Raw genomic sequence first — 13,650 nt, 5'->3', positions numbered from 1 at the left:
CTGGTCGCTGTCCGCCGAGCACCGGAACCGCCTGCACACCATCGCGACCCGGCGGGGCGCGACGCTGTTCATGGTGGTGCACGCCGCACTGGCCGCTGTCCTCGCCCGGATCACCGGCACCGGGGACATCGCCGTCGCCACCCCGGTCGCCGGTCGCGGGCGTGCCGAGATCGACCCGCTGGTCGGGATGTTCGTCAACACCGTCGTGCTGCGGACCGTTCTCGACCCCGCCGACGACCTCGACACCCTCCTCGCGACCGTCGCCGAGGTCGACCTCGACGCGTTCGCGCACGCACACGTGCCGTTCGAGCGGGTCGTCGACGCACTCGACCCCGTCCGGTCGGAGTCGTTCGAGCCGCTCGCCCAGGTGATGCTCGTCCTCGACGAGGGGACCACCCGCGCGGCCCTGCAGACCACGATCGGCGATCTCTCGGTCACCGTCGCCGACCCGGGCCCCGAACCCGCCAAGGTCGACCTGACGGTCGGTGTCACCGACACCGGCGACGGACTCGACGGGCTCGTCACGGTCGCTCGTAGTCTCTTCGACGTCGAGACGGCTGTGATGATCGCCGACGCGGTCACCCGCATGCTCGTCACGCTCGCCGAGGCGCCGCCGACGACCGCGGTCGGCGACGTCGACCTGCTCGGGCCTCAGGGACGCATCGCCGCGCTCTCCGCGGCGGAGGGGCCGCCCGCGATGGCCGGCGACGAGAACCTGGTGTCCGTCTTCGCCGAGGCGACCGCACGTCATGCCTCGGCCACGGCGGTCGTCGACGGACCCACGGGTGCGTCCCTGACGTTCGCCGACGTCGGCTCCGCGGTGGCACGGCTCGCCCGCACCGTGCTCGACGCGGGTGTCGGTGCGGAGACCGCCGTGGTGGTGAGCCTCCCGCGGTCGGTGGACCTCGTCGTCGCGATCCACGCGGTGCTCGCCGCGGGTGGGCGCTACGTCCCCCTCGATCCGACATCGCCGGCCGAGCGTGCGGCCCACGTGGTCGAGACCTCGGGTGCGCGGGTGGCACTGGTCGCCGACGACCTCCCGCCGTGTCTGCGCGACAGCGGGATCCGTGCGATCCCGGTGGTCGTCGACACCCGCGCCGCCCCGCCCGTCACCGATGCCGAGCGCGGTGGCCCCATCCACCCGGACGCCGCCGCGTACACGCTGTTCACCTCCGGCTCGACCGGACGACCCAAGGGCGTCACCGTCTCCCATCGGGCCGTGCTGAACCGGATCCGCTGGGGTCTGCAGGCGTTCCCGCTCGGCGCCGACGACGCCGTGCTGCTGAAGACGCCGGTCACCTTCGACGTCTCCGTGCCCGAACTGATCGCACCGCTGGTGGCCGGTGCGCGGATGGTCGTCGCCGGCGCCGACGGCCACACCGATCCCGACCACATCGCGGCCCTCGTCGCCGAGCACGGTGTCACCTCGGTGCATTTCGTCCCGTCGATGCTGTCGGTGTTCCTCGACGTCGTCGGACCGGACCGACTGGCGCAGATGCGCGGTGTCCGATACCTGTTCTGCTCCGGGGAGGCGCTCACGCCGGCGGTCGCACGCGCCGCGCGCATCGCACTGCCGGACGCCGCACTCCACGACCTGTTCGGACCGACGGAGGCGGCCGTCGAGGTACTGCACGCGCCACTGCCCACCGTCGGTGACGTCGTCCCGATCGGCCGCCCCGTCCCCGGGGTACAGGCCCATGTCCTCGACGCGCGCCTGCACCCGGTGGGCGACGGCGTCGTCGGCGAGCTGTACCTCGGGGGGATCCAGCTCGCGCGCGGGTACGCCGTGCGGCCCGACCTCACCGCCGAACGGTTCGTCGCCCATCCCTTCGCGATCGGTGAACGGCTCTACCGGACCGGCGATCTCGTCCGCCGCACCCGCGACGGCGAGCTGCAGTACCTGGGCCGCACCGACTCGCAGGTGAAGATCCGCGGGCAGCGCGTCGAGCTCGGCGAGATCGAGGCCGTGCTGGCCACGGTGCCCGGGGTCACGCACACCGCCGTCGTCGTCGCGCGCACACCCGCCGGTGCCGACCACCTCGCCGCCTACCTCGTCGGGCGCGACGACGAGACCGTGCTCGAGGCCGCCACGGATGCCGTGGCGCACGCCCTCCCCGAGTACATGCGGCCCACCGTGTGGACCCTCCTGCCCACCGCGCCGATCGGGGCCAGCGGCAAGCTCGACCGCCGCGCCCTGCCCGCACCGGATCTCACCGTCCTCGCCTCCGACGGTCTCGTCGCACCCGCGACCCACGACGAACGGATCGTCGCCGACATCGTGGCCGGTGTCCTCGGCGTCGAGTCCGTGTCGGTGACGACGTCGTTCTTCACCGCGGGCGGCGACTCCATCGCCGCGATCCGCCTCACCTCGCTGTTGCGTGCAGCCGGGTTCACCGTCACACCGCGGGACGTGTTCGCGGCACCGACGGTCCGCGAACTGGCACAGCGCATCCGGGGTGCGCACGCCGTCACACTCGCCGAACCGGCCGACGGACCGACGGGGACGATGCCCCTGCCTCCGCAGGTGTCGTGGATGCTCGACCTCGTCGGTGACAGCGCCGATCCCGCTGCCGTGCGGGACTTCTCGCAGTCGACGGTGCTGACCCTGCCGGAGGGCGTCACCGCGGACGACCTCCGCGCCGTCGTCGAGCCGGTCGTCCGGGCGCACCCCATGCTGACGGCGTCGCTCACGAGATCCGGCGGTGACTGGACCGTGACCGCCGGTGCCGGTGACCCGGCGCAGGTGCACGTGTCGCTGACCTCCGCGGTGGCGTCGATCACCGACGCGGACATCCGGCACGCGCACGAGATCGCGCTGTCCACACTCGATCCCGGCCGCGGGATCATGGTCGGTGCCGTCGGCGTCGTGGCGGCCGGCGGTCCGGGGCGTCTCGTCCTCGCGATCCACCACATCGCCGTCGACGCCGTGTCCTGGCACCCCGTCGTCACCGGACTCGCCACCGCGTGGTGGCAGCACGGTTCGGGAGCGCCGGTCGACATCACGGCGGGCGGGACGTCCTACCGCCGATGGGCGCAGGTCCTCGCCGACCTCTCCGCACGCACCGACGAGATCCCGCTGTGGCGCGACCGGTTGTCGGTGCCACCGCCTGTCGTCGACGGGGTGCCGGTGGTCGTCGACCCCGACCGCGACCGGCAGGTCGACGTGACGACGGTGTCGACGACGCTCGACGCCGCACTGTCCGAGGAGCTGCTCGAGAGGGTCGCCGGGGCCTTCGACACGAGCATCGACGTGGTGCTGCTCGCCGCCGTCGCCCGCGCGCTCGCCGAGGGGTCGGACACCGACAGGATCGCGGTGCTCGTGGAGAACCACGGTCGCGAGGAGGACGTCGCGCCGGGTGCCGACCTCTCCGGCACCGTGGGATGGTTCACCGCATTCGCCCCGGTCGCCGTGGACATCCCGCGTCGCGGCGACGACTCCGTCGGGATGATCCGCCTCGTCCATGTCACCAAGGACGCCCTCGCCCGAACCCCCGATCGCGGTGTGGCGTTCGGGCCGCTGCGCTGGTCGGACGGCTCACCCCTGCGCGACGTCCCGCTGCCCTCGGTGACCGTCAACCACCTGGGTGTCCTGCAGCGGACCGAGAACGAGGCAGCGTTCGGACCCGCATCCGATGCGCCGTCGTTGCCTGCCGTCACCCGCGGCGCGATGTCGGCGCTCGCCGCGGTGACGGTGACGACCGCGATCGTCCACGACGACCTCGGTCGCCGTGTCCGCGCCGAGGTGACCGTCGCGCCGGGCGCACTCGGCGGCGGCGACGCGGGGGAGCGGCGGGCCCGCGCGCTCGCGGACTCCTGGGTCGACGCGGTGCGCGCGACCGCCACCGCGGTGACCGACCGGACACCCGGGCCGAGCGAGACCGATGTCGCCGCAACCGGACTCGTCCAGGACGAGATCGACGCGCTGCTCCGCGACCGACCGGGTGCTCGTCTGTGGCCGCTGACGCCGTTGCAGCAGGGACTGCTCTTCCAGTCCGAGCTGGGGCGCGGCGGACTCGTCACCGGCGCCGACGAGGTGGACCCCTACGTCACACAGTCGGTGATCACCCTGGCCGGGCACCGGACGTCGACGAGCCTGCGTGCCGCCGCCGCGCAGGCCCTCGTCCGACACCCGGCGCTGCGGTCGACGTTCCACCGCCTCGACTCCGGGCGTGCGGCGGTCGTCGTCGACCCCGACACCCGACCGCACTGGCGCGACATCGATCTCACCGGCGACGACGCGGCGGACGAGACGATCGCGTCGCTCGCCGCCGACGAGCGGACACGTCCGTTCGACCTCGCCGCACCGGGCCTGATCCGGTTCGTCGCGGTGCGCCACAACGCATCCGGCGGCCGCACCGCATCCGAGGGCGCAGCGCCGCTGCTGTCACTCATCGTCACAGCACATCACCTGATCGTCGACGGATGGTCGGGGCCGATCCTGCTCGCCGACCTCCTGGGCGGTGCTGCGGACACCGAGGTCCTCGACTTCGGCGACCACCTCGAGTGGCTCGCCCGACAGGACACCGCCGCTGCCCTCGACGCGTGGCGGGAGGCTCTCGCCGACGTCGAGGGCCCCACCCTCGTCGCCCCGGCCCTGCCTGCGCCGACCGAGCCGGTGGCCGGGCCGGACCACCGGGAGACGACGACCCGGCTGGATCGCCGGACAACCGACGCGGTGACCGCCCGCGTCCGTGGCCTCGGCGTCACGACGAGTTCAGCCGTCCACGCCGCGTGGGCGGTGGTGCTCGCGCGTCTGACCGGCGAGGACACCGTGCTGTTCGCCGAGACAGCCGCCGGGCGGTCCCCGGAGGTCGACGACGTCGATCGCATGGTCGGGCTCTTCGTGACCACCGTGCCGATCGCGGTCACCGCGGCGCCCGGCGACACCGTCCCCGACGTGGTGCGGGATGTGCACCGGCATCGCGCGGCGGTCGTCGACCACCAGTTCGTCGGGCTCGACGACATCGCGCGCGGCGTCGACGTGGATCTGACCGTCGACAGCCTGGTGGTGTACGAGAACTTCCCCGTCGACGCCGACGGTGTTACCGCGGGGGCGACCGCCGCCGGTCTCGACATCCGGGGCATCACGACCGCCGACGCGACGCACTATCCGATCGCGGTCGTCGCTGCTCCCGGCGACGACGGGTTGATGCTGACTCTGAAGTACCGGCCGTCGGTCGTGGCCGACACCTGCGCCGACGATCTGCTCGCGCGGATCGTCGCGGTGCTCACCGCGCTCGCGGACAGTCCCGACACCGCGGTCGGCGACCTCGACAGGATCGACACGGCCACCGCCGAACTCGTCGACACCTGGGGCCGCGGACCCGCCCTCACCGTGCCCGACGCCCGTCTGTCGGACCTCGTGGCTCTCCGTGGCGCCGCCGCACCCGACGCGATCGCGCTGCGCCACGGAGACCGTGTCCTCGACGCCCGCGGCTTCGGTGCGCACGTGGCCCGCCTCGCGCGGGACCTCATCGCCGTCGGCGTCGGACCCGATGTCGCTGTCGCCGTGTGCATACCGCGGTCGATCGAGATGATCGTCGCGGTGCACGCCGTCGTGGCCGCCGGAGGCCATGCCGTCCCGATCGATCCCGAGGCGCCGACCGAGCGTGTCGACCACATCTGCCGCACCGCGTCCGTCGTCCGGATGCTCGTCGGACCGAACGGGGCCGCCTCGCCGGCGCCCGTCCCGCAGACCGTCGTCGACTGCAGCGGTCCGGTGCCCGACGCGGCACCTGTCACCGACGTCGACCGCCTCGCCCCGGTGCGCGGTGCCGATGCCGCGTACACCCTGTTCACCTCCGGATCCACGGGCCGCCCCAAGGGCGTCACCGTCACCCACGACGCCGTCGTCAACCGGATCGCCTGGATGCAGCGCGATCTCGAGCTCGACGAGCACGACGTGGTCCTGCAGAAGACGCCCCTCACCTTCGACGTGGCGATGTGGGAGGTGTTCCTGCCGCCGATCGTCGGGGCGACGATGGAGATCGCCGACCCGGACGGGCACCGCGACGCGGCCTACCTCGCCTCGCTCGTCGCACGGGCGTCGGTGACCTGTCTGCACTTCGTCCCGTCGATGATGGCCGTCTTCGTCGAGACCGTCGGTGCTGCACACGCCGTGGCCGCCACAGACGGCGGGACCACACACGGCGGGACCACCGGCGGCGATCCGCGTCTGCGATCACTGCGCCATGTCGTCGCATCGGGGGAGGCGCTCCCGGCCGCGACGGCCACAGCCCTGCTCGCCCTTGCGCCGGGCGCGCGGCTGCACAACCTGTACGGGCCCACCGAGGCGGCCATCGACGTCACCGCACACGAGGTCGCGCCCGACGCGACCACCGTGCCGATCGGGCGCCCCGTCGCGAACACGCGTGTCGTCGTCCTCGACCGTCGGCTCCACCCCGTCGGGCCCGGTGTGACCGGCGAGCTCCACCTCGCCGGCGTCCAGCTCGCGCGCGGGTACGCGGGGCGCCCAGACCTCACCGCCGACCGGTTCGTCGCCGACCCCTCGGGCTCCGGGGAACGGCTCTACCGCACCGGCGACCTCGTGCGCTGGACCGCCGACGGGGAGCTGAAGTACCTCGGGCGCAGCGACTTCCAGGTCAAGCTGCGCGGCCAACGCATCGAACTCGGCGAGGTGGAGAACGTCGTCGCCGCCGCAGACGGAGTCGTCGCGGCAGCGGCCGCGGTGGTCGCCGACCGTCTGGTCGTCTGGGTCGCCGGTCCCGGCATCACCACCGCGGAGGTGGCCGCGCATGCCGCCGCCGTGCTCCCGCCCGGGCTACGCCCCGACAGCTGGGTGATCCTGGATCGGTTGCCGGTCACCGCATCCGGCAAGGTCGACCGACGGGCACTGCCCGGGATCGACGGCGGAGGTCTGCCCGGGTCGCCGTCGGCCGGCGACACAGCTGCCCCGCCGGCCGGTCACACCGAACAGGTGATCGCCGACGTGATCGCCCAGGTGCTCGGACTGGACGCGGTCTCGGCCACCGCGAGCTTCTTCGACCTCGGCGGCACCTCGTTGTCCGCGACGCGCGCCGCCGCACGCATCGGTGCCGCACTGGACCTGCGCGTCGGTGTCCGGGACCTCTTCGACGCACCCTCCCCGCGGGAGCTGGCGCGTCGGATCACCGAGGCGACGGCAGGTGCGGCGAGCGCAGGTGCCGCGTTCCGGGGTGCCGCTGCGAGGCCGATCGTGGCCGGCCCCCGTCCCGACCACATCCCGGTGTCGCCCGCGCAGCGACGGATGTGGGTGCTCAACCGCCTCGACCCGACGTCACCGGCGTACAACATCCCGTTCGCCCTACGGCTGCGGGGCGGCCTCGACGTCCCGGCGCTGCGCGCGGCGATCGGCGACGTGATCGCCCGCCACGAGAGCCTGCGGACCGTCTTCCGACAGGACGACACCGGCACGGTCGGTCAGCACATCCTCGACACCGTCGACGCGGAGTCGTGGTGGGTGAGCGACGACGTCGCCGACCTCCCCACCCGACCGTTCGACGTCACCCGTGATCTCCCCATCCGAGCCGGTGTCCGCGAAGTCGACAGGGACACCCACGACCTCGTCGTCGTCATGCACCACATCGCCTCCGACGGCGAGTCCGTCACCCCGTTCACCCGGGACCTCGTCGACGCCTACCGCGCCCGCGTCGCCGGTGCGCCGCCGAGCCTCCCGCCGCTGCCCGTGCAGTACGCCGACGTCACCCTCTGGCAGGCCGACGTACTCGGCGACCCCGACGACCCGTCGTCGGTGCTCGCACAGCAGATCGACTGGTGGACCGCCGAACTCGACGGTGTCGTCGACCCGGTCGTCGTGCCGTCCGACCGGCCGCGACCGTCCGCCCCGACGGGACGTGGCGAATCGGTCGCGATCCCCATGGCGGACATCGACACCGCGGCACTCGACCGGTGGTGCCGCGAGCGGGGCGTCAGCGTCTTCATGGTCGTCCACGCTGCGCTCGCCGTGGTCCTCGCCCGACGTGCGGGTCGCGCCGACGTGACGATCGCGACCCCGGCGTCCGGCCGCGGTCGTGCCGAACTCGACGACCTCGTCGGCATGTTCGTCACCACCCTGGTGCTGCGCACGCCGATCGACCCCCACACGAGCTTCGACGATGTCGTCCGTGCGGTGCGGGTCACCGACCTCGCCGCGTTCGACCACGCCGAGGCCCCGTTCGAGGTGCTCGTCGAGCGGCTGGCCGCCCGGGACACCGACACACCGCCGCTGGCGTCGGTGATGGTGTCGGTCACCGAACACGGCTCGGCCGCACTGGAGGTGGACGGCCTCACCGTCACCCCCGTCGACGCGGGTCCACCGGCCGCCCGGTTCGACCTCACCGTCGGGATCGCCGCGACGCGTGCAGACGACGGGACGCCGACCGGGATCGACGGGGAGATCGCCTACGCCACCGACCTCTTCGACGCCGCCACCGTCGAGGCACTCGCCCACGAGTTCGCAGCCGTCCTCGCCGACGGTGTCGCGGGACCGGATCGCGCGGTCGGTGATCTCGGGGTGCCGTCGGGTGTCGAGGTGCCATCTGTGGCGATGTCCGCTCCGACGGATGCCTCGCGACAGGCGCGCGCGGTCGATCTCGCCGATGTGCTGGTCGCCCCGGCGTCGCGGGCATCGCGGGTGGCCGCGACCGCCGCCGACCTCGTGCGCCGCGGTGTCGTGCCGGGAACGCCCGTGGCCGTGCGGATCCCGCTCTCCGACGAGCACGCGATCGCGGTGGCGGCCACGCTCCTCGCCGGCGGCCACGTGGTGACCTCCGACGCGTCCGCCGCCGTCACCGTCACCCAGGGCGTGCGCGACGACACCGTCCCGACCGATGTGCCCACGGTCCTCGCCGATCCCCGGCTGCCCGCGATCGTCCACGACGGCCACGTCGTCACGCGTGCCGCGCTGGCCGGACACCTCACGTGGCTCGCCGAGCGGCTTCCCGTGGACTCCCGCGACGAGGTGCTCCTGGCGGGTACCGCAGACCAGGGTGGGCCGGATGCGTCGATGATCGCCGCCTCGCTGTGGGCGCTGATCGGTGGTGCGACCGTCACCGCGACAGTGGATCCCGATCGTGTCTCGGTCGTCGTCGCGCCCGCCGATCGGCTCACGGCGGCCGTGCCGGACACGGACCTGCCGTTCCTGCGGCTCGCAGTCGCCACCGGCGGCGGCGCCGCGCTTCCCGCGGCGTCGGAGCTCTTCGGCCGCTTCCCGCGCGTTCGCCTGCACACCCTGCTGACCGTCACGCCCGGCGCACTGGGTGTCCTCCACCGCGAGGTGTCGCCGGACGACACGACTCCGGCCCTCGGCCGGCCGCTGCCCGGCGTCGTGGCGCGGGTGCGCGACGCACGGTTGCGCCCCGCCGCGCCCGGTGCCGTCGGCGACCTGTACCTCGGCGGCGACGCCGTCGCGTCGACGGGCGGGGCCCCGTCGGAGGGAGCGGCGGGAACGGCGAGTCACAGCCTGATCGCCTCAGACCTCGGGGCGCCGGGGGAACGCATGCTGCGCACCGGCCTGTCGGTCCGGTACTCGCGCACCGGGGAACTCCTCCCCGCATCGACACCCACGGCGGTCCGCCCCGCCCCGGTCGAGGCCGCACCCGCACCGTCGCCGGAATCGCAGTTGGCCGAGGTGGTCCGGGGTGTCGTCGCCGATGTCCTCGGACTCGACGTGGTCCCTGCCGACGCCGCGTTCACCGACCTCGGGGGCACCTCGCTCACCGCCGCCCGGGTCGCCGGACGCCTCTCGGCGGTGCTGAGCCACGACCTCGGTGTGCGATCGGTGTTCGAGGCGTCGACGATCGGCGACATCGTGCGCGCCGCGGAGGAGGCGGTGGCGCGGAGCCGTCCGGCCGTCCCGGCGCCCGTACCGGTCGACCGCACACTGCGGATCTCGTTGTCGCATGCGCAGCAACGGATGTGGTACCTCAACCGCCTCGACGAGGACCGGACCACCGCCGGGTACGTCATACCGCTCGCGGTCCGTCTGCGCGGCGAGGTCGACGTGGTCGCGGTGCGGGGTGCGGTGACCGACCTGCTCGCACGGCACGAGGTGCTGCGCACGATCTACCCGGAGGACGGCGCCGGGCCGCTGCAGCGCATCCTCGACGCGGACACCGCGGCCGCTCAGGTCGACGTCGCGACCGTCGACGGCGAGGACGCGGCACTCGCCGTGCTCACGACGCCGTTCGACCTCCGCACCGACCTACCGATCCGGGTGCGGATCGCCCCCGGTGACCCCACCGCACTGGTCGTCGCGGTCCACCACATCGCCGCGGACGGCGAGTCCGTGCCGATCCTGCTGCGTGATCTGCTCGCGTCGTACACCGCTCGGATCGACTCCACCGCACCGCATCTGCCGCCGCTGCCGATCCAGTACGCCGACCACGCCGTCTGGCATCGGGCCCTCGTCGAGGCGGACGAGAACGGCGACGACAGCCGGGACGGCGATCTGACGTTCTGGACCCGCACCCTCGCCGATGCCCCGGCCGTCATCGGCCTGCCGCTCGACCGGCCGCGTCCCGCATCGCCGAGCGGGGTCGGGACAACGGTGGAGTCCGCGCTCTCCGAGCGCGCGGCGCGCACGGTCGAGTCGCTCGCGCGGCGCCACGGGGCGTCGGTGTTCATGGTGCTGCACAGCGCGCTCGCGGCACTCCTCGCGCGGGTGGCGGCGACCGACGACGTCGTCCTGGGCACGCCGGTTGCCGGGCGCGGGCGGGCCGAGATCGACGACCTGATCGGCATGTTCGTCAACACCGTCGTCCTACGCACCCCGGTGCACCCCCAGGAGCGCGTCGGCGAGCTGATCGCCCGCGTCCGCGGACACGACCTCGATGCGCTCGCCCACGACCGCACGCCGTTCGAGCACCTCGTCGACCGCCTCGCCGGTCCCACGACCGGGCGCTCGGCAGCGGTACCGCCGCTCGTGCAGGTGCTCCTGACGGTCGCCCACGACGCACCCGTCGCCGGGGGAGCGCTGCCCGGGGTCACGGTCGAACCGATGGCCCTGCCCGTCGACGAGGCGAAGGTCGACCTGCTCGTGGGGGTCCTGACCGCCGACGACCCTGCTGCCTGGCGGGTGCGCGTCACCGGCGCCGCCGACGTGTTCGACGCCGGTACGGTCCGCGATCTCGCCGATCGGTTCGCCGCCGTCCTCGAGGCGTTCGCAGCCGACCCCGACATGCGGGTCGGGGACATCGAGGTACTGCTGCCCGGCCGCGACACCGCGACGCTCGTCGGACCCGCGGCACCCCCGGTACAGCTGCTGCGTGACGTCCTCACCACCGCAGCCGATCTCGACGCGGTCGCGCTCGTCGACGCCGACGGCGAGTGGACCCACCGCGACCTCGACGCGGCGGCGACCGCCCTCGCGCACGATCTCCTCGACGCCGGTGTCGGGCCGGAGACCGTCGTCGCCGGGCTGATCCGGCGCTCCGCCGCCGTCCACGTCGCGCTGCGTGCGGTCGCGTTCACCGGCGCGATCTGGTGTCCGGTGGACCCGCGCTACCCGGCGCAGCGGCGCCGCGTCATCCTGGCGGAGGCGGGCGCCCGGGTGATGCTGATCGGTGCCGGGGTGGACGCCCACGGCACCGAGGACACGCCTGGCACCGGTGGCGTGCCCATCGCACTCGACGACGCCGCGCTCACCGCCCTGCGCGAACGCGCGTCCGTGCCGGGGACCACCCGGCCCACCACCTGGCCCCCGGTGTCCGTCGACGCCGGTGCCTACCTCATCTTCACGTCCGGATCGACCGGCGTCCCGAAGGGTGTCCTCGTCACCCACACCGGGCTCTCCGCTGTCGCGGCCACGCTGCGCGACCGCCACGCCTCGACCCCCGGCGCACGGTGGTTGGGGATCAGTTCGCCGTCGTTCGATGCCGCCGTGCTGGAGGTCCTCGGTGCGGCCGTCGCGCAGGCACCGCTGGTGATCGCACCCCACGACGTTGTCGGCGGCGCCGAACTGGCCCGGTGGATCGCGCGACACCACCTCACGCACGCCTTCCTCGTCCCGTCGGTGGCCGCGTCGATCCCGGACCCGGGGTCGCTTCCCCTGGTCCATCTGCTCGCCGGCGGAGAAGCCGTGCCGCCGGGGGAGATCGGGCGGTGGCCCGGTGCGGTGTACGACGGTTACGGACCGACCGAGACGACGATCCTCGCGGTCACGAGCACCGCGCTCACGCCGGACAGTGCGGTCCCGCTCGGAACCCCGATGCCCGGTGTGACGGCACGGGTGCTCGACGAGCACCTGCGGCCGGTCCCGGACGGCACGCTGGGCGAGCTGTACCTGTCCGGCCCCGGTCTCGCCCGCGGTTACCACCGCCGACCCGATCGGACCGCCGAGCGGTTCGTCGCCGCACCCGACGGCACGCGGATGTACCGCACCGGCGACCTCGTTCGTCGACGCGGTGATCTGCTGAGCTACGTCGGCCGATCCGACGGCCAGGTGAAACTGCGCGGACAACGGCTCGAACTCGGCGAGGTCGAGACCGTGATCCTGCGCCACCCCGGGGTGCGCCGCGCCGCGGTCCTGCTGATCGGCGAGGGGCCCACCGCGTCGCTCGCCGCGTGGGTCGAACCCGCGACCGAGTCCGGTTGTGACGCAGCAGAGTTCGCGTCCGAGATCCGCACCCACGTCGCCGCGACGGTGCCGGCCTACATGGTCCCGGCCACCGTCACCGTCGTCGAGGAGATGCCGCTCAGCCCCGTCGGGAAGCTCGACCGCTCCGCACTGCCCGAGCCTGTCGCCCCGGACATCGCTGTCGTCGCGCCCGCGGACGACCACGAACGCGTGGTGGCGGCCGTGGTCGCCGACGTCCTCGACATCCCCCGGGTCGGCGCGACCGACGACTTCTTCGACCTCGGCGGCACCTCGTTGTCGGCGACGCGCGTCGTCGCCCGAGTCACCGAGGCGTTCGGGGTGCGCGTGGGCGTCCGCGACCTCTTCGACGCACCGACCGCCCGCGCGCTCGCCGCGCGCGTCCGCGCCGCCGACGGTGACGTCGCCCTGCCCCCGATCACCGTGCAGCCGCGCCCCGAACACATCCCGCTGACGACTGCGCAGCAGCGCATCTGGTTCCTCAACCGGTTCGAACCCGACTCGGTCGCCTACACGATCCCGCTCGTGCTGCGACTCTCCGGGACCGTCGACGCCGACGTCCTGCGGACCGCACTGCTCGACGTCCTAGCGCGCCATGAGGTCCTGCGCACCGTGTTCCCGGAACACGCGGGACGCGCGACGCAGCATGTGCTGCCGATCGCGGAGGCGGCCGCGCGTCTGGTCGTGGAGGTGCACGCCTCGCCCGCGGAGGCGGCCGTCCGGGACCTTCTGTCGCGCCCGTTCGATCTCGTCACCGATCTGCCCGTGCGGGCGCGGATCGTCCCCGACGCGGTGGGCCCGAGCGGCGAGCGCTCCACCGTCGTCGCGCTGGCCATGCACCACATCGCGGTCGACGGGGAGTCGCTGCGTCCGCTGGTCGCCGACCTCGTCGCCGCATGGTCCGCCCGATCGGCCGGCGCCGCACCGGACCTGACGCCGCTGCCGCTCCAGGTCGCCGACGTCGCCCTGTGGCAGGAGCGTGTCCTCGGGTCCGTCGACGACCCGACCACACCGCTGGGATCGCAGGTCGCGCATCGGGTCTCGCGTCTCGCCGGCCT

Annotated in this window: 1 protein-coding gene (cut by both window edges); it reads left to right on the top strand. The window is 73.7% G+C overall.

All 13,650 nt of this window come from inside a single coding sequence — locus ACXVUM_RS02360, non-ribosomal peptide synthase/polyketide synthase (RefSeq protein ID WP_458520269.1), on the top strand. Of the gene's 37,554 coding nucleotides, 5,990 precede the window and 17,914 follow it; the stretch shown corresponds to coding positions 5,991-19,640, spanning codon 1,997 (partial) through codon 6,547 (partial); the first codon wholly inside the window starts at position 2. Both the start codon and the stop codon lie outside the window.

This window comes from Williamsia sp. SKLECPSW1, from assembly GCF_054332755.1.
This window is presented reverse-complemented; position numbering and strand designations above follow the sequence as displayed.